Below are 26,239 nucleotides of genomic sequence, written 5' to 3'. Positions count from 1 at the left end.
ATCCCATCATGACTCGTTCCGCACCCGATTCGTGCCCCGGCGTGCTGCGCCTGCACGAGGCCGCCGACGGGCCACTGGCCCGGATCCGCCTGCCCGGCGGCCGCCTGCGCCCGGATCAGCTGCAGGCCCTGGCCGAGGCCGCCCGCACGCTGGGCGACGGCGCGATCGAGCTGACCTCGCGCGGCAATGTGCAATTGCGCCGGATCCACGATGCCGCCGCACTGGCCGAGCGGCTCGCGGCCGCGGATCTGCTACCCAGCCCCACCCACGAACGGGTCCGCAACATCATCGCTTCGCCGCTCTCGGGCCGCGTCGGCGGCCTGACCGATGTGCGTGATGTGGTGCCGCGCCTGGACGAGGCGCTGCGCGCGGCCCCCGCGCTGGCCGAACTGCCGGGCCGGGTCCTGTTCACCCTCGACGACGGGCGCGGCGACATCAGCGGCCTCGGCGGCGATTTCGGCGTCCATGCGACCGGCGAGAGCACCTACGCGCTGCTGCTGGGCGGACGCGACAGCGGCATCCGGATACCGGCCGACGACGCCGTCGCGGTCCTGCTCGCCGCCGCGCACGAATTCCAGGGGCTGCGCGGTGAGCGGTGGCGGGTGCACGAGGTGGACGACGGCCCCGCCCGCATCGCCGCGGCCCTGGGCCGCCCGGCCACCGCCGAGTCGCTGGAATTCGCTGCGCCCCACGATATTCCGATCGGCTGGCACGATCAGCGCGACGGCCTGGTGAGCCTGGGTGCCGGTGTTCCGCTGGGCAGTCTGCCCGCCCGGACCGCGGAATTCCTTGCCGCCGTGGACCGCCCGATCGTGCTGACCCCCTGGCGCAGCCTGGTGCTGGCGGACCTCGACGAGTGGGCCGCCGAGCAGGTGGTGCGGGTGCTCGCGCCGATGGGCCTGATCTTCGACGCCGCATCACCCTGGTTGCTGGTGACGGCCTGCGCGGGGCAGCCCGGCTGCGCCAAGTCCCGCACCGACGTGCGTGCCGACGCCGCGGCGGCGGTCGCCGGCGGACGGGTGCTGCATCACACCGCGGAGCTCGATGCGCCGGAAGACATCACGGCGGGTGAGCACGGGCCGTCCGATTCCCCGGAGGCCGAACTCCGCGGCCTGGATGCGACCGAGATCGTCGGGGCGGGCCGCCAGCACTGGTCCGGCTGCGAACGCCGCTGCGGCCGCCCGCGCGGTGCTGTCACCGATGTCGTCGCCGAACAGGATGGCTACCGCATCACCCCGCCTGGTCGACCGCGCGACTGACGCTCGCAGCACCAGCCCCCACAACGATCCGCGCCGACGCTTCCCGACGGCGAGCCCGAGGCCACGCGCGAAGCAGGGATGACCAGGGCAATTATTCGATGGCGGCCGGTTCGGTTGCACGGTGGTGCATTTCGAGCGTGCAGCATTTCACGCCGCCGCCGGCCTTCAGCAACTCGGACAGGTCGATGCCGATCGGGTCGTAACCGCGGGCCCGCAGTTCGTCCGCCAGTACGGTGACGCGGTCGCTGAGGAAGACGTGGTAGCCGTCGCAGATTCCGTTCAGGCCCAGCACATCCGCGTCCCGCGCGGTGGCCACGATCGCATCGGGGTACAGGCTCGCCAGCAGTTCCGCGCTGGCCGGACTGAACGCGGGTGGGTAGTACGCGATGGTGTCACCGAGCACCATCAGCGCCGTGTCGAGGTGGTAGAACCGCGGATCCACCAGTTCCAGCGAGACCACCGGCAACCCGAAGAATCGCTCGACTTCCCGATGCGCGGCGGGTGAGCTCCGGAATCCCGTGCCCGCCAGGATGCGTCCGGGCGCGGGCGCGAAATCGCCCTCCCCCTCGTTGATCTCGACCGCGGCCGCGACCCGGTGCAATCCGCGCCCGGTCAGCCAGCGGTGATAGGCGGGTCCCTCGGCCGCTCGCTCGGGGCTGGCGAACCGCGCCGACAGGGCGCGGTCACCGATCACCAGGCCGCCGTTGGCCGCGAAAACCATATCGGGCAGCCCGGGTTCACCGGCGATCGTCTCGACGAGGTGACCGTGCCGTTCGAAGGTGTCGCGCAACGTATCCCACTGCGCGAGCGCGCGGACGCGATCGACCGGGGCGGTGGCGTCCATCCAGGGATTGATCGCGTAGCGGACGTCGAAATGGTCGGGGCGGCACATCAGGAACCGGCGCGGCACCGGCCGGCGAGCGCCGGACGGTTCGGGGGCGCGCAGCGTGGCGACAGACGTCAACGGGACTCCCTGTGATCGGCGTTCTCGAGGCTAGAAATGACGGTAAGCGGCGTACTATTGCGCGAGAAATACGGATTCGTTGCACAAAGACGGCTCGAAACGGCGATTCATTGCAGGCGCGGCGAACGGAGGCCCGGTCGTGGACGACATCGATCGCGATATCCTCGCCCACCTGCTCAAGAGTGCGCGCGCATCGTTCCAGGACATCGGGGCGCGGGTCGGGTTGTCCGCGCCCGCGGTCAAGCGCCGGGTCGACAGGATGGTCACCGGCGGGCAGATCACCGGCTTCACCGCGCAGGTCAATCCGGCCGCGCTGGGCTGGCGGACCGAGGCGTACGTCGAGGTGTACTACCGCGACAACATCTCCCCCGCCGAGCTGCGCCGCAGCCTCGAGCCGATCCCGCAGATCGTCGGCGTCTGGACCATCGCCGGCGAGGCGGACGCGCTCGTCCACGTCATGGCGAGCGATATGGCCGAGATCGAATCCACCGTCGAGCGCATCCGGGAGAACGCCCGAGTCGGACGCACCCGCAGCAGCATCGTGATGTCCAGAATCCTCGAGCGCCCCCGCACCTGAGGCTCCGGAGTCGGCCACAATCGTGGCCTCCGCGCCGTGCCCTCGCGGCGTCAGCCCAGGCCCGGGGCCGACCACGCACAACCGCACTTCTAGTGTGGACGGCATGTCCGATGTGCGCACCAGCTACCTCACCGACGGGGCCGAGATCTATCGGCGGTCGTTCGCGACCATCCGGTCCGAGGCCGACCTGGCCCGGTTCCCGGCCGATGTCGCGCAGGTCGTGGTCCGGATGATCCACGCCTGCGGGCAGGTCGATCTGGCCGCCGACGTGGACTACTCCGAGGGCGTCGTCGCCCGGGCCCGCGCCGCGCTGCGGGCCGGTGCCCCGATCCTGTGCGATGCCACCATGGTCGCCTCCGGGGTGACGCGACGGCGGCTGCCCGCGGACAACGAGGTGCTGTGCCTGCTGGGCGATCCCCGGGTGCCGGAGCTGGCACGAACCATGGACAACACGAGATCGGTTGCGGCGCTGGAACTCCTGCGCGACCGCCTGGACGGCGCGGTGGTCGCGATCGGCAACGCCCCGACCGCGCTGTTCCACCTGCTGGACATGCTCGACGCGGGTGCGCCCCGGCCGGCGGCGGTGCTGGGCATCCCGGTCGGATTCGTCGGAGCCGTCGAGTCCAAGCAGGCGCTGGCCGAATTCGGCGGCGGCATCGACTATCTCACCGTCCGCGGCCGGCGCGGCGGCAGCGCCATCACCGCGGCGGCGCTGAATGCGATTGCGAGCGAACAGGAATGAGCCGAGGAAAGCTCTGGGGCATCGGCCTCGGACCGGGCGATCCGGAACTCGTCACGGTCAAGGCGGCGCGGATCATCGGCGCGGCCGATGTGATCGCCTTTCACAGCGCCCGCCACGGACGCAGCATCTCGCGCGGCATCGCCGCGGCATACATGCGCCCCGGGCAGCTGGAGGAACACCTGATCTATCCGGTGACGACCGAGACGACGGACCATCCGGGCGGTTATCAGGGCGCCATCGACGAGTTCTACGAGCGGGCGGCCGCGACGCTGGCCGGTCATCTCGAGGCCGGGCGGACCGTGGCGCTGCTGGCCGCGGGGGATCCGCTGTTCTACAGCTCGTACATGCACATGCACCGCCGCCTCGCCGGCCGGTTCGACGCCGAGATCATCCCCGGCATCACGTCGGTGAGCGCGGCGTCGGCGGCCCTGGGCACGCCGCTGGTGGAGGGCGATCAGGTGCTGACGGTGCTGCCCGGCACCCTGCCCGCCGATGAGCTCGCCCGCCGGCTCGCCGCCGCCGACGCCGCCGTCATCATGAAACTGGGGCGCACCTATCCCGGTGTGCGGCAGGCGCTTTCCGATGCGGGACGGATCGACGACGCCTATTATGTCGAGCGCGCGAGCACCGGCCGACAGCGTGTGCTACGCGCGGCCGATGTCGCCGACGACGAGGTGCCGTACTTCGCGATCACCGTCGTCCCGGGACCCGAGGTCACCACCGAGATCCCGCTCACGGCCGCCAATTCCGAGGCCGCCGCACGAGCGCGGCGATCCGCAGCTGACCCGCACGATCCCGACCGCCCGTCCGCGGCCGACGACAATGTCGCACCGCCGGTGATGGATTCCCTTGCAGTGCATAGCAGTTCGCCAGAACCAGGCGAGGTGGTCGTCGTCGGTCTCGGCCCGGGCTCCCCGGACTGGACGACTCCCGAGGTCACCGAGGCCCTCGCCGCGGCAACCGATCTGGTCGGCTATACCACCTATATCGACCGGGTTCCGCTGCGCACGGGGCAGCGGCGGCACGCCAGCGACAACCGGGTGGAGTCCGAACGTGCCGCCATGGCACTGGATCTGGCCAAGCAGGGCGCCCGGGTGGTGGTGGTCTCGTCCGGCGACCCCGGCGTGTTCGCGATGGCCGCGGCGGTGATCGAGGAGTCCGCCGATCCGCAGTGGCGAGACGTCCCGGTGCGCGTGCTGCCCGGCATGACCGCGGCCGGGGCGGTCGCCAGCCGCGTCGGCGCCCCGCTCGGCCACGACTTCGCCATGATTTCGCTGTCCGACCGGCTCAAGCCGTGGGAGACGGTGACACAGCGCATTTCGGCCGTGGCCGCCGCCGACATGGCCATCGCCGTGTACAACCCGGCCTCTTCGCAGCGCACCTGGCAGGTCGCCGCGTTGCGCGAGCTGGTGCTCGAACACCGCAAGCCCGATACGCCGGTGATCCTGGGTCGCGATGTCGGCGGGCCGGGCGAATCGGTGCGGGTGCTCACCCTCGCCGAGCTGGATCCCGCCGAGGTGGACATGCGCACCCTGCTTATCATCGGCGCCTCCACTACCACCGCGTTCGACACCCCGTCCGGCACCCGCGTCTACACCTCACGCCGGTACGTGGCCCGATGATGCGGTACGACTGTCCCAGCGGTTAATATTCCTATGTGGAACATTGAAGGAGGGTGGCATGTCCGGGGACGAACCGAAGCGGGGACTGAACTCGACCGCCGCCTCACTGCTGGGCTTCCTGCACGAGGGCCCGATGGCCGGGTGGGATCTGGTCAGCGTCGCTCAGGACCGGATCGGGGACTTCTGGACGATCACCCAGAGCCAGGTGTATCGCGAGCTGGCGACGATGTCCCGGATCGGGCTGGTGGAGAAGGGGGAGACCGGCGCGCGCGAGCGGACGCCGTATCGAATCACCGAGGCGGGCCGCGAGGCGTTCGCGCAGTGGATCGCCCGCGACCCGGGCGCGGAGACCATCCGGGTACCGCTGCTGCTGACCCTGGCATTCGGCGAATTCGTCGAACCCAAGCGGCTGCATCGAATCATCGCGGCGAACCGCGTGATCCACGAACAACGCCTAGAACGCTATCTGGGCGATACCGACGAGTCGATGTCCCGCTACGAGCGAGCGACCCTGGACTTCGGCATCGGATACGAACGGGCCGTGCTGGATTGGTTCGACCGGCTGCCGACACTGCTGGCGCCCGCATCCGCCGACCCCTCCTGAAAGCCTGGCCGCCCGTTCGCCGCGCCGGGGAGTTCGAGCGTCCATCCCAACGGCGTGCCACCTCCGCGGCCGACAACCGCCGCGCACGCGGCTCAACGCAGCACCCGCAGCCAATCCCATACCGCGGCGGCCGATTCCACGGTCGCCGCGCCCGCGGGTAACGCCGGGCGATCGACCATGACGACGGGGATACCGAGGGCGCGGGCGGCGCCGAGTTTGGCCGCGGTCGACTCTCCCCCGCTGTCCTTGGTGACGAGCGCATCTATCCGGTGCGCACTCAGCAGCCGCACCTCGTCTTCGACGTCGAAAGGCCCACGGGCCAGCAGAAGTTCGTGCTCGCGCGGCAGCGCGGCGGTCGGCGGGTCGATCGCGCGGATCAGGAACCACTGCCCTCGCAGGCCCTCGAACGCGCCGACCTCCTGACGACCGATCGTCAGGAAGATCCGTTCCCCCAGCCCCGCCACGAGATCCGCGGCCGCGGCCACATCGGGCACGCGGAGCCAACGATCGCCCGGCCGCTCCCGCCAGCCGGGACGCCGCACGTGCAGGACCGGCAGCTCCAGTGCGGCAGCGGCCGCCGCCGCGTGCGCCGAGATCCGGCCCGCGAATGGATGCGTCGCATCGACGACCGCATCGATATCGTTGGCGGCCAGCCACTCCCGCAGTCCATCGACTCCGCCGAAACCTCCCACCCGCACCGGCCCCGCGGGCAGCACCGGATCTCGGACCCGTCCGGCGAGCGAGGAGACGAGCTCGAATTCTCGCTCATCCGTACCGGTTTCGGCGATCTCGCGGGCCTCACGAGTACCGCCCAGCAGCAGGATTCTCACCGCTGCCCGTCCGGGTTCGGGTCCACCTCGGCCTGCTTGATCACGCTCCACTGCGTGACGGGCAGCTGGGGGCGCCACGCGGTGAAACCGCCGAGCGGCTCGGCCCGGTGAATCTGGAATCGCCGTAGCGCACCACCGAATTCGGCCGCCCAGGCGACCAGGCGCGTCTCCGATTCCGCGGTCACCGCGTTGGCGACCAGGCGTCCGCCGGGTCGCAGGCGTGCCCAGCAGCTCTCGAATACACCGGGCTGGGTGAGCCCGCCCCCCAGGAAGATGGCGTCGGGTTCTGCGAGTCCGCCGTCCGCCAGCTCCGCGATCACCTCGCCGACGATCGCCACTCCCGGCACCCCGAGGGCCGCGGCGTTGCCCGCAATCTGCTCGCGTCGCGCGCCGGATCGCTCGAAAGCGATTGCGCTGCACTCCGGATGGGTACGGCACCATTCGATGGCGATCGTGCCCGACCCGCCGCCGACGTCCCACAGCAGCTCCCCCGGCGCGGGGGCCAGCGCGGCGAGAGACAGCGCGCGCACCTCCGCCTTGGTGAGCTGCCCGTCACCGGCGTACACGCCGTCCGGCAGGCCCGGGAGCCGGGTCAGCCGCGGTGCGCCCGGATCAGCCAGGCAGTCCACGGCGACGATATTGAGCGGGTCGCCCGGCGGTGCGTCCCACACCGCCGCCTCACCCGACACGACGCGCTCGGCCGGGCCGCCGAGCTGTTCCAGCACCGTCAGCAGCGACGACCCGAAACCGTTGCACGACAGGAGCTTCGCCAACTCGCCCGGGGTGCGCTCGTCGGAGCTCAGCAGCAGGATCCGGCGCCGGTCGGCCAGCTCCGGCAGCACCGTCTCCAACCTGCGCCCCACGGCACTGACCACAGGAGTCTGCGCCAGCCCCCAGCCCAGCCGCGCACAGGCCAGCGCTGCCGACGAGGGCTGCGGCAGCACCCGAAGCGCTTGCGGCCCCACGAGTTTCGCCAGCGACACCCCGATTCCGTAGAACATCGGGTCCCCGCTCGCGAGCACACACACTCGCGAACCGCGGTGCGCGCGGAAGAGATCCGGTAGCGCCGGAAGCAGCGGAACGGGCCACCGCACCCGTTCGGGGCCGGAGACGGCCGCGGGCACCAGCGCCAGCTGCCGCCCCGAACCGAACACCACGTCCGCCAGCTCCACGGCCTCGCGCGCCGCCGACCCCAACCCGTCCCAGCCGTCGGCCCCGATGCCCACCACCGCGATCGGGGCGCCGGACCACTGCATCATCACCATCGGGTCTCCCCCGCCGAACGGGACATGCCGGTCATCGGGGCAGCCGCCGCCAGATCGCGCGCGGGACGAAGCGGGATACGAAGTAGATCGGGCGCATCATGGCCGGGGCCCAGGCGATCTCGCGGCGGGCGCGCAACCCCGCGAGCACCGCGTCGGCGACCTGGCCGGGACGCACCGAGAACGGCGCGGGGTCCATCCCCTCGGTCATGCGGCCGATCACGAATCCGGAACGCACCAGCAGCAGGTGAACTCCGGTGCCGTGCAACGCATCCGCCAGTCCGGTGGCGAATCCGTCCAGTCCCGCCTTCCCCGAGCCGTACACGTAATTGGCCCGCCGCACCCGGAATCCGGCCACCGAGCTGAACACCACCAGGTGCCCGCTGCCCTGGGCCCGCAGCATGTTCGCCAGAATCGTCAGCAGGCCGACCTGCGCCACGAAATCGGTCTGCAGTACCGCGACCGCCGCCGCCGGATCCTGTTCGGCGCGAGCCTGGTCACCCAGCACGCCGAACGCGAGCACCGCCGCGCCGATCCGGCCGTGTTCGGCGGCGATCTTCTCCAGCAACGGCTGGTGCGCGGCCAGATCGTCGGCATCGAACTCGACGCAGTGCACCGCGGCCGCACCCGCATCCTCGGCCGCGGCCCGCTCCCGCGCCAGCTCGTCGCTGCGACGCGCGGCCAGAATCACCACCCGGCCCGCCGCACACCGCCGCACGATCTCGAGCCCGATCTCGCTGCGCCCACCCAGCAGCACGATCGCACCCTCGTCCACCCGCACACCCATGCCGACAGTGTGCCATCGTCGAACGCCACACAGCCCGTGGCCCTGCCGCCAACCCCACCGGTACGCGCCCGGTGAACATCGGGAGCACCTCCGCCGGATGTGCTCACGAACGACCGCATCCGCGCACCGTCCAGGGCACACGGCACACGGCAATTGCATCCAGGCCCAGCGGACAATTCCGCTGCTCAGCCGACCCGCCGGGTCGTTCTGAGCACGGGCGCGACGACGGAAATTCGCCGATTGTTAGCCTGGCTGCATGGCAGCCACCGATACCCGCATCGAAATGGCCCCGGCCGCGCTCGCGTTCGTCATCGAACGGCATCTGGCGACACTCACCACGTTGCGCGGCGACGGCACACCCCACGTCGTTCCGATCGGATTCGCGTGGGACGACGAGGCCGGGATCGTCCGCATTATCACCTCGGGCGATTCAACGAAGGCGCGCAATGTGCGGCACACCGGGTATGCCGCGGTGAGCCAGGTCGACGGGGCCCGCTGGCTCACCCTCGAGGGTCCCGCCGACGTGCTCACCGACCCGGCCGAGGTCGCCGAGGCCGAACGGCGCTACGCCGTCCGGTACCGGACTCCGCGCGAGAACCCGGCCCGCGTCGTCATCGCCATCCGCCCCACCCGCCTGCTGTCGAGCGCGGCCCTGCGCTGCGTCTGATCGCCTCGGCTTCGTACCCGGAGTCGTTTCGTCCGGGCCACAGTGTGCCCGTGCGGATGGTGCACGTTCCCGTACGGCACCAAGCCCGTGGCGGTCAGGTCCACCGCGTTCTCGAGGTCGTCCCACGGATCGTTGTGCCCGCCGGAGAACTGACGCAGGCACCCTCGCACTCCTGTTGTGCAGCAATGGATTCTGCGGTGCGGCCGAGCTGCACCGCCGTCAGGACGCCGGAGATCTCTGCGGAGCGAGGGTTCACACGGACGTCAGCCCATGGGGGCGCTGATTCACCGATTCGCAGCCGTCGTCGGTGACCACCACGATGTCCTCGATGCGGGCGCCCCACTCGCCGGGGAAGTAGATGCCCGGCTCGATACTGAAGGCCATACCGGGCTCGAGCACGATGTCGTTGCCGCCCACGATGTAGGGCTCCTCGTGCACGGACAGGCCGATGCCGTGGCCGGTGCGATGGATGAAGGCCTCGCCGAAACCGGCCTCCGTCAGCACATTTCGCGCCGCGGCGTCGACGGATTCGGCGGTGACGCCGGGCCGGGCCGCGGCCACCGCGGCGGCCTGGGCCCGCTCGAGCACCGCGATGCGCTCGGCGATCTCCGCATCGGGCTCGCCGACGACATAGGTGCGGGTGGAATCGGAATAGTAGCCGGGCTCGACCGGGCCGCCGATGTCCACGACCACGATGTCGCCGGATTCGATGCGGCGGTCGGACTGCTCGTGATGCGGAATCGCGCCGTTCGGACCGCTGCCGACGATCACGAAGGCGGCCGCGGTATGCCCCTCCGCGACGATCGCCTCGGCGATGTCGGCGGCCACCTCGGCCTCGGTGCGCCCGGCGCGCAGCCATTCGCCCACCCGGGCGTGCACCCGATCGATCGCCGCGCCGGCGCGGCGCAGTGCCTCGATCTCGCTGTCGTCCTTGCGCATTCGCAGCTGTCGCAGCACCGGCGTCGCCGACGCGGGCAGCACGCCGAACACATCGGCGATCGGCAGCAGATGCAGCGCGGGCATCGCGTCGTCGACCGCGACCCGGGCGCCGGCGTTCAGCGCGGACTTGACGATGTGGTACGGATCCACGCCGTCGACCCAGTCCAGCAGCTGCAGGCCCAGCTCACCGGCCGCCGAACCCGCCAGCCCCGCCAGTTCCAGCTTCGGGACGACCACCGACGGCGTCGCGCCGCTGGCGGGGACGACCAGGCAGGTCAGCCGTTCGAACGATTGCGCGCGCGACCCGATCAGATACCGCAGATCCGGGCCCGGCGTAATGAGTAGCGCATCCAGATGAGCGGCCCGCAGCAGCTCCGCCGCCCGCTCCAACCGCTTCCCGTAGACCTCTGCACCGAACCGTGAATCCGACTGGTCGCTCATGCCGCCTCACGTTACCCGCTTGGCAATAGGCGCCGCCCGGACATCGTCGTCCCGGCAGGAGCGCCCGCCTCACCTCGCCTTCCGGGCTGGTTTGTCAGCCCGAGCAGGTACCGTCTGCGCTATGAGCTCACCTGCCGCCGGACCGCTGTTGCTGCTGGACGGGGCCAGCCTGTGGTTCCGGGCCTTCTACGCCGTGCCGGAGAAGATCACCGCGCCCAGCGGGCAGCCGGTGAACGCGCTGCGCGGATTCACCGACATGGTGGCGGCGCTGATCGCCCGGCACTCACCGGGGCGGCTGGTGGTGTGCCTGGATCTGAACTGGCGGCCGCAATTCCGGGTCGAGCTGCTGCCCTCCTACAAGGCGCACCGGCTCGACGATTCGGCCGGAGCCGCGCCGGGCGCCGAGGAGGTACCCGACACGCTCACCCCCCAGGTGGACATGATTCTCGAGGTGCTCGAGGCGGCGGGCATCGCCACCGCGGGCGCCGAGGGCCTCGAGGCCGACGACGTCATCGGCACCCTGGCCACCCGGGAGCGCACCGACGAGGTGATCGTCGTCAGCGGCGACCGCGATCTGCTCCAGCTGGTGCGCGACGACCCGGCCCCGCCGGTGCGGGTGTTCTACGTCGGCCGCGGCCTGGCCAAGGCCGAGCTGTTCGGCCCCGCCGAGGTCGCCTCGAAATATGGTGTGCCCCAGGAGAATGCCGGGCCCGCCTACGCCGACATGGCCACCCTGCGCGGCGACGCCTCCGACGGCCTGCCCGGCGTCGCGGGCATCGGAGACAAATCCGCGGCCACCCTGATCTCCCGCTTCGGCACCCTGGAGGCGCTGGTCGCCGCCGTCTCGGATCCGGACGCCGAGCTGGCACAGGGCGTGCGCGCCAAACTCACTGCGGCACAGGACTATTTGAAGGTGGCAGCCCCCGTCGTCCGCGTGGTCCGCGACGCCGAGGTGCACCTCTCCCGCCCGGACGCGCTCCCCGAAACCCCCGCCGACCCAGACGGCCTGAACGCCCTGGCAGCCGCCTACAACGCGGAGAGCCCGGTCAAACGCCTCATCGCCGCTATAGCCAACCGCGGAGCCTGAGCCGGGAACCTATGCCTCGCCCGGGTTGCGGCACGAGGGCCGCCGGCTGCCCTGCGCGCACCCTCCTGTGCGAAAGCCCGTCGCAGCCGGGCCCATCGAACACCGCGTAACCGCCATGGCCACCGATTCGCGCTCGCGTCGTGTGCGCCTCAAAGCTCAACTCGCGGCGTCGATTTCACACCCATGGCGGCCCGTACCTGCGCGCGAGCGGCCTCGACGCCCGATCGACATTCGGCCGATCGTGTCGACGCGCAAAGCTCAACTCGCGGCGTCGATTTCGCGCTGGGCGGCCGCGAGCATCGGGCGCTCGTGCCGCTGCAGGGTATTGCCCTCGGAGATCGCCTGTCTGCGCTCGCGCACCAGGATCTCGAGCAGATCCGGCACACCACGGCCGGTCAGTTTTTCGATCAATCTCCAGGCCGCGCCGCTTCACGGGAAGTCCCGATCGAAGTACTTGCAATTCGATCCAGACACTGTCTCTGACTAAACATGCCATTATCCGCCGCGGGGTCCACCGCAATCACCCGAAGCCGCCGTACCGCCTCTTCCCGGTCGCCCGCGCGGTACAGGCATTTCGCCGCCTCCCCTCGCTCCCACATCACGTTCGACTGATCGGCGGACCGATCGGCGATCCGGTGGTAAAGCTGCGCCGCACGGCGAAGCACGGCGGGCACCACGTCCGGCGGTTCGCACCCCCGCGATTCGGCCGCGCGGTGCGGAACCCTCAGCTCGGGCGGCCGACCTCATAGGTGCCGTCGGACTTGGTGACCTTGATGGTGACCTTTTTCTTCTCGCCGCCGACCTTCAGGCTGCAATCGAAGCTGTTGTTGACCTTCACCTCTTCGCCCGACGGGCAGCTGACGTCCTGGACGTCATCGATGCCGTAGGAATCCTTGAGCACCTTCTGCACGCCGGTCTGCACGGCGGAGTTGTCGAGCTGGTCGCTGCCCAGGAAGACGAAGCCCAGCACCACGGCCACGATGACGACCACCAGCGCGCCGATCCCGCCGAAGAGCAGGCCCTTGCGCGACTTCTTCTTGCCTTCGCCGTCGACCGGCGACGACGGCTGCGCGGGCGACCCAGGCTGCTGGGACCAGTCGGACTGGGTCCACTGCTGCCCCTGCTGCCCCGGCTGGCCCCACTGCTGCTGAGTGGGCTCCCACGCCGAGGGCTGCGCAGGCTGCTGCTGCGGCCACGACGGCGAGCTCTGCTGCCCCCACTGCTGCTGGGACTGGCCGCTCCATTGCTGGGTCGGATCGGCGCTGCCGGCGCCCTGCTGCGGCCAGGACGCCTGGCCCGGCTGACCCCACTGCTGCTGGCCGCCCCACTGAGTCGGGTCGCTGGGACTCCCCGACCCGGCACCAGGGGTGTCGTTCGGACCGTACGGGCCGCTCATTTGCCTGCCTCCACTTGCACTCGTCGTACCCACGCTTCCCCCCGTGTGAGGTCCTGAGATCTCTCACCACGGTCGGTGCTCGAAAGCATCAAATCACAGTCCGGCACGCAGCGTTCGTATTGACCGCTCCACCGCCGGACCGTGCTCCCCCCTCCGCCGACCACCGCCGCCTACGCGGCATCCACCGCCACGACACCTCGCCGGATCGCCCGCACCGCCTTGGCCGCCGTCCCGGCGACCTCGACGTCGTCGGCCGTGTTGTGGATCTGGTCGAGCAGATCGATCACCTGCCGGCACCAGCGCACGAAATCGCCTGCCGACAGCGCATTGCCCTGATCCCCGCTGGCCAGCAGCGATTCGCCCAGGCCGTCACCGCGGGCCCATTTGTGCACCCCGGTGACGAACCCCAGATCCGGTTCGCGGGTGGGCTCCAGCTTGTGCGCGGCCTCGTCGGTGCGCAGCTCGCCCCAGATGCCCAGGGTGGCCCCGACCGCGCGCCGGATCGGCGCGGTCGGACCGGACGGTCCCAGATATCCACTCTCCTGACGCGATTCGTATACCAGGATCGACACCACCGCGGCCAGCTCGGCCGGGCCCAGCCCGCGCCAGACCCCCTGCCGAAGGCATTCGGCGACAACGAGATCCGCCTCGGTGTAGATGCGCGCGAGTCTGCGGCCGTCGGCGGTCACCTCCCCCTGGGCGTCGACGTAGCCGCGCTCGGTCAGCAGTTGGACGATGCGATCGAACGTGCGGGCCAGCGAATTCGTCGTCGCCGCGACCTTCTGCCGCATGGACTCGGTCTCGCGCTGCACCCGGTTGTAGCGCTCGCCGACGCGCGCAAGCTGCTCCCGGTCGGGCCGGGTGTGCGCGGGATGCGAGCGCAGCGCACGGCGCAGCGTGTCCAGCTCGCGGTCCTCGCCACCCTTGGCGCGGGTTCCGCGGCGCTGCCGCCCGGGCGGGGTGATCCCGGTGCTGCGCAGGGCCGAGGCCAGGTCGCGACGGGTGCGGGCGGTGTGGTGATCCACGTGCCGCGGCAGCCGCATTCGCCCCAAAGGCTGTGCGGGCGTGGGGAAGTCGGCCGCGGAGATGCGTCCGGCCCATTTGTCCTCGGTGAGCACCAGCGGGCGCGGATCGCCGGGTGATTGATCGGGTTCCAGGATTACCGCGAGGCCCTGGCGCCGGCCGCTCGGAATCGCCACGACATCGCCTCGCCGCAGCGAGGTCAGCGCGGCGACGGCGGCCCCGCGGCGATCGGCGCGGCCCTGCCGCTCGATATCGCGCTCGCGCTGGCTGATCCGCTCGCGCAGCGACAGGTAGTCCATGAAGCCGTCGTCGTCGATCTGCGAGCGCAGCTTGCGCAGCTGCCCCTCGTTGCGCTCGATGCCGCGCACGAGGCCCACGACCGACCGGTCGGCCTGGAACTGGGCGAAGGACCGCTCCAGCAGCGCCCGGGACTCCTGGGCGCCCATCCGGTCGATCAGGTTGATCGACATGTTGTATCCGGGCCGGAACGAGCTGCGCAGCGGATAGGTGCGAGTCGAGGCCAGGCCTGCGACGGCGCTGGTGTCCACGTTCGGATGCCACACCACCACCGCGTGCCCCTCGACATCGATGCCGCGCCGCCCCGCGCGGCCCGTGAGCTGGGTGTACTCTCCCGGCGTCAGTTCGGCGTGCGATTCGCCGTTGAACTTCACCAGGCGCTCGAGCACCACGGTGCGGGCGGGCATGTTGATGCCCAAAGCCAGTGTCTCCGTGGCGAATACCGCGCGCACCAGCCCGCGCACGAACAGTTCTTCGACGGTGTGCCGGAACGCGGGCAGCATGCCGGCATGATGTGCGGCCAGCCCCCGGAAAAGGCCCTCACGCCAATTCCAGTACCCCAGCACGTCGAGATCCGCGCGCGGCAGATCGCCGGTGTGCTTCTCGATGATGGCGGTGATCTCCGCCTGCTCGTCGTCGCGGCTCAGGTCCAGCCGCGAGCGCAGGCACTGCGCCAGGGCGCCGTCGCAGCCCGCGCGGCTGAAGATGAACGTGATCGCCGGGAGCAGGCCCTCGTCGTCGAGCCTGGCCAGCACTTCCGGGCGCGGCACCGGACGGTAGTCGCGGCGCGGACCGCCGCCGCGATGCCGGGGACCATCCCAGCCGTTCATCCGGTCCTCGGCCTCGCGGTGCTTGATGTAGCGCACCAGATCCTCGTCGACCAGGACCTTCTGATCGCTGGACTTCTGATCGAACAGATCGAACATCCGCCGCCCCACCAGCACGTGCTGCCACAGCGGGACCGGCCTGGTCTCGTCGACGATAACGGCGGTATCGCCGCGCACCGTCTCCATCCACGCGCCGAACTCCTCCGCGTTCGACACTGTCGCGGACAGGCTCACCAGCCGCACGTCCGGCGGCAGGTGCAGGATGACCTCCTCCCACACCGCCCCGCGGAACCGGTCGGCCAGGTAGTGCACCTCGTCCATGACCACGTACGACAGGCCCTGCAGCGCATCGGATCCCGCATACAGCATGTTGCGCAGCACCTCGGTGGTCATCACCACCACCGGCGCGTTCGGATGCAGCGACTGATCGCCGGTCAGCAGGCCCACCTGACCGCGGCCGTAGCGCTCGACGAGGTCGGCGTATTTCTGATTCGACAGCGCCTTGATCGGGGTGGTGTAGAAGCATTTGCCGCCCGCGGCCCGGGCCAGATGCACCGCGAACTCGCCGACGACCGTCTTACCGGCCCCGGTCGGGGCGCAGACGAGCACACTGTGACCGTGCTCGAGGGCTTCGCATGCCTGGAGCTGGAACGGATCGAGCGTGAATTTCAGTTCGGCGGTGAATGCCGCAAGTTCGCCGATCGGCGACCGTTGTCCCACTCGTCACAGCGTATCGGAGTAGTCCGACACGGGTCTCGATGTTTTCTCCGCGGCGGAGTCGTGCAGGATCGAGGCGGCCGGGTCGATCGGCTCCGCGGCCGCGATCGGCTCCGCCTGGCCCATCCCTCCAGCGCCGGGCAGGGGCGATGCCTGGTCGTCGGACAGCGCGTCCCACTCCCCGCTCGCCCGGGCGCGACGGCGGTCGTTGAGCCGAGCCACCTGCACCGCCACCTCGAACAGCACCGTCAGCGCGACGGCCAGCGACAGCATCGAGATCGGATCCTGCGGCGTGACGATCGCGGCGAAGACGAACAGCCCGAAGATCATGCCGCGCCGCCACTTCTTCAGCCGCGCGTAGCTGAGCACGCCGATCGCATTCATCCCGACGATCAGCAGCGGCGTTTCGAAGCTGACCCCGAAGATGATCAGCAGCTTGATGATGAAGCTGAAGTATTGCGTGCCGCTCAGCGCCGTGATCTGCACGTTGTTGCCGACGGACATCAGGAACCGCAGCGCGTGGGCAACCACCCAGTAGGCCAGCAGCGCGCCGATGACGAACAGCACCGAACCGGCGCCGACGTAGCTGACCGCGTACCTGCGTTCCTTCGCGTACAGACCCGGGGTGACGAACGCCCAGATCTGATACAGCCAGATCGGGCTGGCCAGGACCATGCCCGCGGTGAGGCCGACCTTGAGCCGCAGCGTGAACTGTTCGAACGGCGCGGTCGCGAGGAGCCGGCAGGCCCCGTCGGCGCTCAGGGTCGCACGCGAGGAGGCCGGGAGCGAGCAATACGGGCCGCGCAGGATGTCACCGAGACTGTGAATGCCGAGGAATCCATATTGATACCAGGCGAATCCGAGGGCGGTGGTGAGCGCGACGGCCAACAGCGCCTTGAGCAGCCGGGAGCGCAGCTCCTCCAGATGTTCGACCAACGACATGGTGCCGTCGGGATTCGTCCTGCGCTTGCTGCGCCGGGGGTCGAACGGGATGCGCATGGATTCTCAATGCCTCGCTGATCGCAGTATCTGGGCCGGACCCCGGCAAACCACCCGGCGGCATGCGCTCGTTCGGAGCGGGCCGGGTGGCGACGATGCGGCGGCTACGCCTTGTGGACTTCCGGGTTGACCTGCACCTGCGGGGCCGGGGCGGCCGGCTGCGAGGCGGGCAACTCCTGCGGGGCGGGCGCGGGTGTGGGACTGGACGCAGGTGCGGCCGCGGAGCCCTCGGACTGCATCTCGCTCATTTCGCTCTTGAAGATGCGCAGCGAGCGCCCCAGGCCCCGGGCGGCGTCGGGCAGCCGCTTGGCGCCGAACAGCACCAGCACCAGCAACGCAATGATGATCCAATGCGTCGGGCCGAATGTACCCATCGATAACCTCCAAAGACTGTGGTATGTCCGATGCTACCGGACCCGGAAGAACCGAACCCGCTCGTCAGCCCCGCTGCGCCGAATGGGCCGCGTCCACGCCGCCGGACTTCGCCGCACGTAACTCTGCCAGCAACTCCGTACCCGCCCACCGGCGGGGGTCGCCGCGCTCGGCGGCGCCGATCAGCTCGGTCAACCGGGCGTTGACCGGCGCGGGCATCCCGACCATCCGGCCCAGGTTCACGATCTCGCCGGACAGCCACGCGATCTCGGTCCGGCGGCCCAGCTCCAGATCGTCGGCCATGGACGAGCGCGCCTGCGGATCCACCGCCACCACGGCGCCGGCAAGCCGGGTGAACACCACGTCGGGCAGCCCCAGCACCCGCACCATCAGCCAGGGCGGCACGCGCGTCAGGCGGGCCGGGCGAATCCGGGCGCGCCGCATGACCGCCAGCGCCTCGGCCTGAGCCAGCGACAGACAGCGCCGGTAGTCGCGCCCGGCGAGCTGGTCGCGCAGCGGCAGGCCGGACAGGGCGTTCACCGGGTTGTTCAGGTTCAGCAGCAGCTTCGCCCACTGCACCGGCAGCAGGTCCGCGTGCCGGTCCAGAGGCAGCCCGGCCCGGGCGAACAGCGGTGCGAACCGATCCACGGCCGGGTTGTCGGTGACGGCCAGGACACCTTCCGTGCCGCGGCGGAAGTGGCCCTCGCCCTGGTGGGCCACGTTGAACATCACCATCCCGGCCAGCACCACGCACGAGGTCAGCACCTCGCGGATCACCGTGTCGTTGCCGATCCCGTTCTGCAGGCTCACCACGACGGTGCCGGACCCGATCCGGTCCACCAGCTCTGCGACCGCCTCCCCGGTCTGCGCCGACTTCACCGTGATCAGTACGAGGTCGGCGGTGGCGGCGGACTCGGGCACGGTCTCCGCGCCGAACGCGTCCGGGGCGACGCGCTCGTCGCCGCCGTCCAGATCCGACAGCCGCAGGCCGTGCGCCCGGATCTCGTCGAGCAGGCGCGGGCGGCCCACGAAGGTGACCTCCGCACCGGCGGCGGCCAGTTTGCCGCCCACGAAGATCCCGACGCTGCCGGCGCCGAGCACCGTCACACGAAAAGTCAAGCGGGACTTACCTCCTCGTGCGGGGCAGTGCCGTACCCGCCGTCCTCGGCGAGCGCGGCATAGGCCGCCAGCGCGGCGCCGGAGCGCTCCCGCACGGCGGTGACCAGCTCGGGCGGGCCCAGCACCGTCACGCCCGATCCGAACCCCAGCAGCAGCCGGGCCATCCAGTCCAGGGTGGCGAAGCGCATCGTGGCCTCGGCGTCGCCGTCGGGCAGGACCGCTACCTGGTGCATCGGATACTGGTCCAGCACCCAGCCGAAATCGGCGCGAATTCGCAACCGCGCCAGCGGAACCGCGGGATCGTCGGAAAACAGGTCCAGGGCCGCGGCCGCATCGGTGGCATGGCTGGGCGGGCGGGCCGGTTCGCGCAGTTCGGTGGCCTCCTCGATGCGGTCGAACCGGAACAGGCGCACCCCCTCGGCCTGACGACACCAGCCCTGCAGATAGGAGTTGTTGTCCACCAGCACGATTCGAATCGGGTCGACCACCCGCTCGGACACCACATCGCGGCTCGCCGAGTAGTAGACCAGCCGCAGCGCGCGGCCCGACGCCAGCGCCGAGCGCACGGTCGTCACAGCCGGGGCCTCCTGCGGCGCAACGGCTCTGGGCTGCGCGGCGGACTCGGTCCCCGCGATCGCCGACTCGATCTTCGCGAGCGCCGCGTGGGCGGCCGTCGGATCCACCATGCCCGGCAGGTCGACGATCGAGCGCAGCGCCACCAGCAGTGCGGTCGCCTCGGTGGACGTCAGCCGCAGGGGGCGGTCGATGCCCGCGGAGAAGGTCACCTCCACGCTCTCCTCGGAGAACGAGAGATCGATCAGATCACCCGGGCCGTATCCGGGCAGCCCGCACATCCACAGCTGATTCAGGTCGTTCATCAGCTGCTTGGTCGTCACCCCCAGATCCTCGGCCGCCTCGGCCGCACTGATTCCGGGATTGGCCAGGAAGTACGGAACCATGTTCAGCAGCCGGGACAGCCGCGTGGACAGCCTGCTACTCACGACTCCACCTCGCTAGCGCTCGGCTCCGTCGTGCGCAGGGCACGCTGGCTCACCGATTCACTCCGCTCCGCTCCGCTCATGACTCCACCTCGCTAGCGCTCGGCTCCGTCGTGCGCAGGGCACGCCGGCTCACCGATTCACTCCGCTCCGCTCCGCTCATGACTCCACCTCGCTAGCGCTCGGCTCCGTCGTGCGCAGGGCACGCCGGCTCACCGATTCACTCCGCTCCGCTGCGTTCATGCGTGAACCTCGGTGCGATCCAGAACTGAGCGGAGGCGGGAGATCACGTCCTCGCGCAGGTCGGCGGGGGCCAGGATGAGAGCGTCCGGGCCCAGGCCCGTGACCAGGCGGGCCAGCCAGTCGCGCGAGCGGACCGGCACCTCGATGACCGAACCCTTACGTCCGCCGACATCGCGGTCCTCCACGATCGGGCCGAGCCGGCGGATCTCCTGTCCGCGGCCCTCGGCCACCCAGACGGTCGCCGACCCGGTCACCGGGGCCGCGCCCGTGACCTGCCTGACGATCGCGCGCAGATCCGTGCCCTCGGGCGCGTGCACCGCGTTCTCCGGGCCGTACGCGGTCACGTCCGCCCCGATCCGGGACAGCCGGAAGGTGCGCACGGCATTGCGGGTGCGATCGTGCCCGACCAGATACCAGCGGCCGTGGTGGGTCACCACCCCCCACGGCTCGACATCGCGCATCAGGTACGGCGCGCTGTGCGTGTTCCGGTGCTCGAAGCGGACCGCGCGACCCGCATCGATGGCAGCCAGCAATTTGCCCAGCGCCGCCTCCGAACCCCTGGTGCGCGCGGGCACGGCGGGCACCGTGGCGGAAGCAGCCTCGGGTTCCACATGAATTCCCGCCGCCCGCAGCTTCAGCAGCGCCCCCTCGGCCGCGGCGGCCAGTTCCGGCGACTCCCACAGCTGCACGGCCACCGCGACCGCGGCCGCCTCCTCACTCGTGAGGTCGATATCGGGGAGCTCGTACGCATCGCGGTTGATGCGGTAGCCCTCCTGGCCGGAGAAGCGGCCGACCGGGCCGACCTCGAGAGGTATACCCAGGTCGCGCAGTTCGTTCTTGTCGCGCTCGAACATCCGGCTGAACGCCTCGTCGCTGGCGGACTCCTCGTACCCGGCGACACTGTCGCGAATGCGCTCCGCGCTCAGGAACTGCCTGGTCGACAGCAGCGCGATAACCAGATTCATCAGCCGCTCGACCTTGGATATCGCCACTCGGACAAGAGTAATGCGAGTCCGGCGATCGATGCGCGGTGGTATCGCATTTTCAGCGGCGTACCCGGTGCCCGCGAGCGAATCCGGGGTGAACCGCCACGCCGCCGCCCTCCCTCCGGGAGGCCCCGCGACGACGGGCGGCCTGTATCACTTCAATGCGATCCTCACGCTCGCCCATCGACCTGCATCGACGCACTCTCGTACCGCACCCGGCGTCGAGCCTGGGCCGATCACATCGATGCGATCAGCCGATCGACTCGTTCATCGACGGAGCGGAACGGATCCTTGCACAGGACCGTGCGCTGCGCCTGGTCGTTCAGCTTGAGGTGGACCCAGTCGACGGTGAAATCGCGGCCGGCCTCCTGGGCGGCGGTGATGAAATCGCCACGCAGCTTGGCCCGGGTGGTCTGCGGCGGCGTGGTGACGGCCGCGTCGACCAGGTCGTCCTCGGTGATCCGCTTGGCCAGGCCCTTGCGCTGCAGCAGGTCGAAGACGCCGCGGCCGCGCTTGATGTCGTGATACGCCAGGTCCAGCTGGGCGATCTTGGGATCGGACAGGTCCATGTTGTAGCGGTCCTGATAGCGCTGGAACAGCTTGCGCTTGATGACCCAGTCGATCTCGGTGTCGACCTTGGCGAAATCCTGCGCCTCCACCGCGTCCAGGGTGCGGCCCCACAGATCCACCACCGCGTCCACCTGCGGATCGCGCTCGCGGTTTCGCAGATGCTCGACCGCGCGGGCGTAATACTCGCGTTGGATGTCCAGCGCGCTGGCCTGCCGCCCGCCCGCCAGGCGCACCTGACGACGTCCGGTCAGGTCGTGCGAGACCTCGCGGATCGCGCGAATCGGGTTGTCCAGGGCGAAGTCCCGGAACGAGACCCCGGCCTCGATCATCTCGAGGACCAGCGACGCGGTGCCCACCTTGAGCATCGTGGTGGTCTCGGACATGTTCGAATCGCCCACGATCACGTGCAGGCGCCGGTACTTCTCGGCATCGGCGTGCGGCTCGTCGCGGGTGTTGATGATCGGGCGTGACCGGGTGGTGGCCGAGGAGACGCCCTCCCAGATGTGCTCGGCGCGCTGGGACAGGCAGAACGTGGCCGCCTTGGGCGTCTGCAGGATCTTGCCCGCGCCACAGATCAGCTGGCGGGTGACCAGGAACGGCAGCAGCACATCGGAGATCCGGGAGAATTCACCGGCGCGCACGACCAGGAAGTTCTCGTGGCAGCCGTAGGAGTTGCCCGCGGAGTCGGTGTTGTTCTTGAACAGGTAGATATCACCGCCGATACCCTCCTCCGCCAGGCGCTGCTCGGCGTCGATGAGCAATTCCTCGAGCACCCGCTCACCCGCACGGTCGTGGGTGACCAGTTGCACCAGGCTGTCGCATTCGGCCGTCGCATACTCCGGATGGGAACCGACATCGAGGTAGAGCCGGGCACCATTGCGGAGGAATACGTTCGAGCTACGGCCCCAGGAAACCACCCGGCGGAACAGATACCGGGCCACCTCGTCAGGACTCAACCGACGGTGGCCGTGGAACGTACACGTGACCCCGAATTCGGTCTCGATCCCCATAATTCGTCGCTGCACACCATCGACATTACAGCTATGGCATGCCCGAAAGTGGCTGTGCGAGCAGAAGGTTGCATACGTCTTCACAACGATTGTGCGTGCGAAGCATAGCGGTACCTGCCCGACGGGCAAGGCCCCTTACACCCGCTGTCAGCGGGTGTAAGGGGCCTCTTCCGGGCGAAAATATGGGAATCTACGAGTTCGACGGATCTCCGGCCGAGGGGGTCTCCGATTCGCCGGACTCCTCGGATTTCTTGGTCTTGGACTTGCCCTTCGCCGCCTTTTCCTCGTCATTGCCCGCGGCGAGCAGGGTCTCGAGGGCCGAGCCGGAGATGCGGCGGAACGACCGGCGCGGCCGCAGCTGCTCCAGCGTGGCCACCTCGAGCGAGCGGACGCCCAGTTGCCGTTTCTCCTTGTCGGTGCCCTCCGGGGTGCCCTTCTGCAGCGCCTCGACCGCCATTCCGATCGCCGGGCCGAGCTCGAGCCCGGCCCGGTAGGACTCCTTGAGCGCGGAGACGATCGGATCGGTGTTGCCACCCATCACCACGTATTCGCGCTCATCGACGATGGAGCCGTCGAAATTGATCCGGTACAACACCGATTCCGGGTCCTGCTCCGGATAGCCGACCTCACCGATGCACAGCTCCACCTCGTAGGGCTTGAGCTGGTCGGTGAAGATCGTGCCGAGCAGGGACGAATACATGTTCGCCAGGCCCCGGCCCGTCACGTCCCGGCGGTCGTACTGGTAACCGCGCAGATCGGCGTTCAGGATGCCGTGCTTGCGCAGGTTCTCGAACTCGTTGTACTTGCCGACCGCGGCGAATCCGACGCGGTCGTACAGCTCGCTCACCTTGTGCAGCGTCGCCGAGGGGTTCTCGGCGACGAACAGCACGCCCTTGTCGTAGACCAGCGCCACGACGCTGCGACCGCGTGCGATGCCCTTGCGCGCAAGGTCGGTCTTGTCGCGCATGATCTGCTCGGCCGACGCATAGTACGGCAGTGTCATGCTGTCGCACTTCCTTCCTCGATCGCTCGCTCGGCCACGATCGCCTGCGCGATTTCCGCCAGCCGGTCGTCGGAGACCTCATCGGCGCCCTCGGCGTCGATGGTGATCGCCGTCGGGTAGATGCCGCGCATCAGATCCGGCCCGCCGGTGGCGGTGTCGTCGTCGGAGGCGTCCAGCAGGGACTCGACCGCGATGCGCAGGGCGCGATCCTGGTCGATCCCGCGGGCGTAGGTCTTCTTCAGCGACGACTTGGCGAACATCGAGCCCGAGCCGGTGGCCGTGTAGCCGAAACGTTCCTCGCTCCGGCCGCCCACCAGGTCGTAGGAGACGATGCGACCGGCCTTGTCGGGGTCGGTGGCATGGTCGTCGTAGCCGACCAGGATCGGCACCACCGCCAGACCCTGCAGGGCCGCGGGGAGGTTGTCACGCACCATTTTCGACAGCTTGTTGGACTTGCCGTCGAAGGTGAGCGACACCCCCTCGATCTTCTCGTAGTACTCCAGCTCGACGGCGAACAACCGGATCATCTCCACCGCCACCCCGGCGGTGCCGGCAATGCCGGCCGCCGAGAACGTATCGGTGATGTACACCTTCTCCATGTCCCGGCTGGCCAGCAGGTTGCCCTGGGTGGCCCGGCGGTCGCCCGCGATCAGCACGCCGCCGCGATAGCTGACCGCGACGATGGTGGTGCCGTGCGGAGCGATGTCCTGCGCACCGGCCGCCGCGACGGCCGGGTCGGCGGCGCGCGCAAAACCGTTGCTGGGCAACAGTTCCGGCGCGTGCGAGCGCAGATGCTCGGAGAAGGATGACAGGGCGTACCCCGGTTGGAGCCGCATGGGGTCACCTGGTGTCACTGGCCGCCCTTCTGAACGTACGCGCGAACGAAGTCCTCCGCGTTCTCCTCGAGCACATCGTCGATCTCGTCGAGCAGGTCGTCGGTGTCCGCCGCCAGCTTCTCGCGACGCTCCTGCCCGGCCCCATCGCCGCTGGCGTAGCCCTCGTCCTCGTCACCACCACCGGTGCGTTTGGTCTGCTCTTGTGCCATCGCAGCCGACCTCCTCTTAACTGATCATCGGCGAGCACCGGAAAAAGTCCGATGCTCGTTCCTCAACACTACCCAGCGGCGCCGACAACATGCCGGATTACACCGCAATGTGCCCAGGACTCCACCTCGCTGACGCTCGGCTCCGTCCTGCGCACAGCGCGCTGGCTCCTTGGTTCGATCCGCTCACTCCGCAACGCCACAGCAGCCATATCACCGAACCGTAGCGGCCGGATTTCGCGTTCGCGGTCCGCGTAGCCGGTCGCCGCTTCCTAGGTAGTGAGCTGCTCCACCAGCTCCGAGGCGGTGTGCACGCCGTCCAGCAGCTTGCCGACATGAGATTTGGTGCCACGCCGCGGCTCCAGGGTGGGAATCCGCACCAGCGAGTCCCCGCCCAGATCGAAGATCACCGAATCCCAGCTTGCCGCCGCGATATCGGCGCCGAAGCGGCGCAGGCATTCGCCCCGGAAGTAGGCGCGGGTGTCGGTCGGCGGGGCGGTCATCGCGTCGACGACCTGCTGCTCGGACACCAGTCGCTGCATCGAACCCCGCGCCACCAGGCGGTTGTACAGACCCTTGTCCAGGCGCACATCGGAGTACTGCAGGTCCATCAGGTGCAGCTTCGGCGCGGCCCAGCCCAGGCCCTCGCGGCTGCGCATGCCCTCGAGCAGCCGCAGCTTGGCGGGCCAGTCGAGCAGATCGGCGCATTCCAGCGGGTCGCGCTCGAGCAGGTCCAGCACGTGCGCCCACTTCTCGACGACATCGGACACGCGCGCGTCGTCGGTGCCCTGGCGGCTGTGGAACTTGGCCACTCGATCCAGGTAGATCCGTTGCAGCGCAAGGCCGGTCAGCTCGCGGCCGTCCGCGAGCGCGACGGTGGCCCGCAGCGTGGGATCGTGGCTGATGGCGTGCACCGCGGTGACCGGGCGGGCCAGCTGCAGATCCGACAGGTCCTGCCCCGCCTCGATCAGATCCAGCACCAGCGCGGTGGTGCCGACCTTGAGGTAGGTGGACCATTCGGAGAGGTTGGCATCGCCGATGATGACGTGCAGGCGGCGGTACTTGTCGGCGTCGGCGTGCGGCTCGTCGCGGGTGTTGATGATGCCGCGCTTGAGCGTGGTCTCGAGGCCGACCTCGACCTCGATGTAGTCCGCGCGCTGCGAGAGCTGGAATCCGGCCGTATCGCCGGACTGGCCGATGCCCACGCGTCCGGAGCCGCAGATCACCTGCCGGGAGGCGAAGAACGGGGTCAGGCCCACGATGATCTGATTGAACGGCGTATCGCGGCTCATCAGGTAGTTCTCGTGGGTGCCGTAGGAGGCGCCCTTGCCGTCGACGTTGTTCTTGTACAGCTGCATCCGGGGCGCGCCGGGCACGCTGGAGGCGTAGCGCGCGGCGGCCTCCATCACCCGCTCGCCGGCCTTGTCCCAGACCACCGCGTCCAGGGGGTCGGTGACCTCAGGGGCGGAGTATTCGGGGTGCGCGTGGTCGACGTACAGCCGGGCGCCGTTGGTGAGGATCATGTTGGCCGCGCCGACCTCGTCGGCGTCGATCACCGGGGCGGGCCCGTTGAGGCGTCCGAGATCGAACCCACGAGCATCGCGCAGCGGGGATTCCACCTCGTAGTCCCATCGGGTGCGCTTGGCCCGCGGCACGCCTTCGGCCGCCGCGTAGGCCAGCACCGCCTGGGTGGAGGTGAGAATCGGGTTGGCCGAGGGTTCGGTCGGAGTGGAGATCCCGTACTCGACCTCGATTCCGATGATGCGCTGCATAAGTTGAGACTAGGCGACGATTGGCCGTCCGGGGCGGCGGCGGGGTCCGTTGGGTGACACGCGCGGCACCGAATCCGGATTCAC

General features: G+C 69.7%; 25 protein-coding genes. 7 read left to right on the top strand and 18 right to left on the bottom strand.

The window, feature by feature from the left end; all coding sequences use genetic code 11:
- The first annotated feature begins 8 nt into the window (after nt 1-8).
- Complete coding sequence (gene cobG / locus KO481_RS11125; protein ID WP_215916971.1) at nt 9-1,259, top strand: precorrin-3B synthase; 1,251 nt, start codon at nt 9-11, stop codon at nt 1,257-1,259.
- A 91-nt stretch (nt 1,260-1,350) separates the two neighbouring features.
- Here cobG and ddaH read toward each other — a convergent pair whose 3' ends face one another.
- Nucleotides 1,351-2,223, bottom strand: a complete 873-nt coding sequence (gene ddaH, locus KO481_RS11120) for a dimethylargininase (protein ID WP_245400737.1) — start codon at nt 2,221-2,223, stop codon at nt 1,351-1,353.
- A 139-nt stretch (nt 2,224-2,362) separates the two neighbouring features.
- Here ddaH and KO481_RS11115 point away from each other — a divergent pair, with 139 nt between their 5' ends.
- The 4 genes from KO481_RS11115 (at nt 2,363) to KO481_RS11100 (ending at nt 5,768) form a co-directional block, all read left to right on the top strand.
- Nucleotides 2,363-2,800, top strand: a complete 438-nt coding sequence (locus KO481_RS11115; RefSeq protein WP_215916970.1) for an Lrp/AsnC family transcriptional regulator — start codon at nt 2,363-2,365, stop codon at nt 2,798-2,800.
- A 103-nt stretch (nt 2,801-2,903) separates the two neighbouring features.
- Nucleotides 2,904-3,542 (top strand): precorrin-8X methylmutase, encoded by a 639-nt coding sequence (locus KO481_RS11110; RefSeq protein ID WP_215916969.1) that lies wholly within the window; start codon nt 2,904-2,906, stop codon nt 3,540-3,542.
- Nucleotides 3,539-5,164 (top strand): precorrin-3B C(17)-methyltransferase, encoded by a 1,626-nt coding sequence (cobJ, locus tag KO481_RS11105; protein WP_215916968.1) that lies wholly within the window; start codon nt 3,539-3,541, stop codon nt 5,162-5,164. The genes KO481_RS11110 and cobJ overlap by 4 nt, the downstream gene beginning before the upstream one ends.
- A gap of 58 nt (nt 5,165-5,222) precedes the next feature.
- The gene (locus tag KO481_RS11100; protein ID WP_215916967.1) at nt 5,223-5,768 is read left to right on the top strand and encodes a PadR family transcriptional regulator; all 546 of its coding nucleotides are present in this window, start codon (nt 5,223-5,225) and stop codon (nt 5,766-5,768) included.
- Nucleotides 5,769-5,860: 92 nt separating this feature from the next.
- Here KO481_RS11100 and KO481_RS11095 read toward each other — a convergent pair whose 3' ends face one another.
- From KO481_RS11095 to dprE2, 3 genes are read right to left on the bottom strand one after another with little or no spacing between them, the layout of a single operon-like run.
- Nucleotides 5,861-6,598: a cobalt-precorrin-6A reductase gene (locus KO481_RS11095; RefSeq protein WP_215916966.1), complete on the bottom strand. Its 738-nt coding sequence runs from the start codon at nt 6,596-6,598 to the stop codon at nt 5,861-5,863.
- On the bottom strand, nt 6,595-7,854 hold the full coding sequence (gene cbiE / locus KO481_RS11090) for a precorrin-6y C5,15-methyltransferase (decarboxylating) subunit CbiE (RefSeq protein ID WP_215917344.1): 1,260 nt from the start codon (nt 7,852-7,854) through the stop codon (nt 6,595-6,597). Before cbiE ends, KO481_RS11095 begins: the two co-directional genes overlap by 4 nt.
- 40 nt (nt 7,855-7,894) lie before the next feature.
- Entirely contained in the window at nt 7,895-8,647 is a 753-nt protein-coding gene (dprE2, locus tag KO481_RS11085; protein ID WP_215916965.1) for a decaprenylphospho-beta-D-erythro-pentofuranosid-2-ulose 2-reductase, read from the bottom strand.
- Between the two features lie 256 nt (nt 8,648-8,903).
- Between dprE2 and KO481_RS11080 the strand changes: the two genes are divergently transcribed.
- Entirely contained in the window at nt 8,904-9,314 is a 411-nt protein-coding gene (locus KO481_RS11080; RefSeq protein WP_215916964.1) for a PPOX class F420-dependent oxidoreductase, read from the top strand.
- A 252-nt stretch (nt 9,315-9,566) separates the two neighbouring features.
- On the opposite strand, the gene KO481_RS11075 is transcribed toward KO481_RS11080, so the two are convergent.
- Nucleotides 9,567-10,694, bottom strand: a complete 1,128-nt coding sequence (locus KO481_RS11075; protein ID WP_215916963.1) for a M24 family metallopeptidase — start codon at nt 10,692-10,694, stop codon at nt 9,567-9,569.
- Between the two features lie 121 nt (nt 10,695-10,815).
- Here KO481_RS11075 and KO481_RS11070 point away from each other — a divergent pair, with 121 nt between their 5' ends.
- The gene (locus KO481_RS11070) at nt 10,816-11,781 is read left to right on the top strand and encodes a 5'-3' exonuclease (protein ID WP_215916962.1); all 966 of its coding nucleotides are present in this window, start codon (nt 10,816-10,818) and stop codon (nt 11,779-11,781) included.
- Between the two features lie 258 nt (nt 11,782-12,039).
- Here the strand turns inward: KO481_RS11070 and KO481_RS11065 are convergent, their stop codons facing one another.
- The 13 genes from KO481_RS11065 to dop all read right to left on the bottom strand — a co-directional run bounded on the left by KO481_RS11065 (nt 12,040) and on the right by dop (nt 26,155).
- Nucleotides 12,040-12,192 (bottom strand): hypothetical protein, encoded by a 153-nt coding sequence (locus KO481_RS11065; protein WP_215916961.1) that lies wholly within the window; start codon nt 12,190-12,192, stop codon nt 12,040-12,042.
- Between the two features lie 313 nt (nt 12,193-12,505).
- On the bottom strand, nt 12,506-13,177 hold the full coding sequence (locus tag KO481_RS11060; protein WP_215916960.1) for a DUF4333 domain-containing protein: 672 nt from the start codon (nt 13,175-13,177) through the stop codon (nt 12,506-12,508).
- Nucleotides 13,178-13,347: 170 nt separating this feature from the next.
- On the bottom strand, nt 13,348-16,044 hold the full coding sequence (locus tag KO481_RS11055) for a DEAD/DEAH box helicase (RefSeq protein WP_215916959.1): 2,697 nt from the start codon (nt 16,042-16,044) through the stop codon (nt 13,348-13,350).
- Nucleotides 16,045-16,047: 3 nt separating this feature from the next.
- Nucleotides 16,048-17,040: a twin-arginine translocase subunit TatC gene (gene tatC / locus KO481_RS11050; RefSeq protein WP_215916958.1), complete on the bottom strand. Its 993-nt coding sequence runs from the start codon at nt 17,038-17,040 to the stop codon at nt 16,048-16,050.
- A gap of 104 nt (nt 17,041-17,144) precedes the next feature.
- Nucleotides 17,145-17,414 carry a Sec-independent protein translocase subunit TatA gene (gene tatA, locus KO481_RS11045; RefSeq protein ID WP_215916957.1) on the bottom strand — a complete coding sequence of 90 codons (270 nt, stop codon included), beginning with the start codon at nt 17,412-17,414 and terminating at the stop codon, nt 17,145-17,147.
- Between the two features lie 64 nt (nt 17,415-17,478).
- A complete protein-coding gene (locus KO481_RS11040) occupies nt 17,479-18,531 on the bottom strand; it encodes a 2-dehydropantoate 2-reductase (RefSeq protein ID WP_215916956.1) in 1,053 nt (350 codons plus the stop codon).
- Nucleotides 18,528-19,532, bottom strand: a complete 1,005-nt coding sequence (locus KO481_RS11035; RefSeq protein WP_215916955.1) for a helix-turn-helix transcriptional regulator — start codon at nt 19,530-19,532, stop codon at nt 18,528-18,530. Before KO481_RS11035 ends, KO481_RS11040 begins: the two co-directional genes overlap by 4 nt.
- Nucleotides 19,533-19,768: 236 nt before the next feature.
- Nucleotides 19,769-20,764 carry a helix-turn-helix transcriptional regulator gene (locus KO481_RS11030; RefSeq protein ID WP_215916954.1) on the bottom strand — a complete coding sequence of 332 codons (996 nt, stop codon included), beginning with the start codon at nt 20,762-20,764 and terminating at the stop codon, nt 19,769-19,771.
- A gap of 230 nt (nt 20,765-20,994) precedes the next feature.
- Complete coding sequence (pafA, locus tag KO481_RS11025) at nt 20,995-22,353, bottom strand: Pup--protein ligase (protein WP_215916953.1); 1,359 nt, start codon at nt 22,351-22,353, stop codon at nt 20,995-20,997.
- Between the two features lie 175 nt (nt 22,354-22,528).
- Nucleotides 22,529-23,341, bottom strand: a complete 813-nt coding sequence (gene prcA / locus KO481_RS11020; protein WP_215916952.1) for a proteasome subunit alpha — start codon at nt 23,339-23,341, stop codon at nt 22,529-22,531.
- Entirely contained in the window at nt 23,338-24,177 is an 840-nt protein-coding gene (gene prcB, locus KO481_RS11015; protein ID WP_215916951.1) for a proteasome subunit beta, read from the bottom strand. Before prcB ends, prcA begins: the two co-directional genes overlap by 4 nt.
- A 14-nt stretch (nt 24,178-24,191) precedes the next feature.
- Nucleotides 24,192-24,386, bottom strand: coding sequence for a ubiquitin-like protein Pup (locus KO481_RS11010; RefSeq protein WP_215916950.1), 195 nt, complete (start codon nt 24,384-24,386; stop codon nt 24,192-24,194).
- Between the two features lie 269 nt (nt 24,387-24,655).
- Nucleotides 24,656-26,155: a depupylase/deamidase Dop gene (dop, locus tag KO481_RS11005; protein ID WP_215916949.1), complete on the bottom strand. Its 1,500-nt coding sequence runs from the start codon at nt 26,153-26,155 to the stop codon at nt 24,656-24,658.
- Nucleotides 26,156-26,239: the final 84 nt, after the last annotated feature.

The organism is Nocardia albiluteola (assembly GCF_018860155.1).
GTDB lineage: Bacteria > Actinomycetota > Actinomycetes > Mycobacteriales > Mycobacteriaceae > Nocardia > Nocardia albiluteola.
This window is presented reverse-complemented; position numbering and strand designations above follow the sequence as displayed.

Bases quoted from the DNA above. Each gene is read 5' to 3' on its own strand.
- tatA (WP_215916957.1), bottom strand. From the start codon at position 17,414: ATGGGTACATTCGGCCCGACGCATTGGATCATCATTGCGTTGCTGGTG.
- cobJ (WP_215916968.1), top strand. From the start codon at position 3,539: ATGAGCCGAGGAAAGCTCTGGGGCATCGGCCTCGGACCGGGCGATCCG.
- KO481_RS11060 (WP_215916960.1), bottom strand. From the start codon at position 13,177: ATGAGCGGCCCGTACGGTCCGAACGACACCCCTGGTGCCGGGTCGGGG.
- KO481_RS11070 (WP_215916962.1), top strand. From the start codon at position 10,816: ATGAGCTCACCTGCCGCCGGACCGCTGTTGCTGCTGGACGGGGCCAGC.
- cobG (WP_215916971.1), top strand. From the start codon at position 9: ATGACTCGTTCCGCACCCGATTCGTGCCCCGGCGTGCTGCGCCTGCAC.
- dop (WP_215916949.1), bottom strand. From the start codon at position 26,155: ATGCAGCGCATCATCGGAATCGAGGTCGAGTACGGGATCTCCACTCCG.
- KO481_RS11075 (WP_215916963.1), bottom strand. From the start codon at position 10,694: ATGAGCGACCAGTCGGATTCACGGTTCGGTGCAGAGGTCTACGGGAAG.
- prcA (WP_215916952.1), bottom strand. From the start codon at position 23,341: ATGACACTGCCGTACTATGCGTCGGCCGAGCAGATCATGCGCGACAAG.
- KO481_RS11010 (WP_215916950.1), bottom strand. From the start codon at position 24,386: ATGGCACAAGAGCAGACCAAACGCACCGGTGGTGGTGACGAGGACGAG.
- KO481_RS11080 (WP_215916964.1), top strand. From the start codon at position 8,904: ATGGCAGCCACCGATACCCGCATCGAAATGGCCCCGGCCGCGCTCGCG.
- KO481_RS11110 (WP_215916969.1), top strand. From the start codon at position 2,904: ATGTCCGATGTGCGCACCAGCTACCTCACCGACGGGGCCGAGATCTAT.
- dprE2 (WP_215916965.1), bottom strand. From the start codon at position 8,647: ATGGGTGTGCGGGTGGACGAGGGTGCGATCGTGCTGCTGGGTGGGCGC.
- tatC (WP_215916958.1), bottom strand. From the start codon at position 17,040: ATGCGCATCCCGTTCGACCCCCGGCGCAGCAAGCGCAGGACGAATCCC.
- KO481_RS11100 (WP_215916967.1), top strand. From the start codon at position 5,223: ATGTCCGGGGACGAACCGAAGCGGGGACTGAACTCGACCGCCGCCTCA.
- prcB (WP_215916951.1), bottom strand. From the start codon at position 24,177: ATGCGGCTCCAACCGGGGTACGCCCTGTCATCCTTCTCCGAGCATCTG.
- cbiE (WP_215917344.1), bottom strand. From the start codon at position 7,854: ATGCAGTGGTCCGGCGCCCCGATCGCGGTGGTGGGCATCGGGGCCGAC.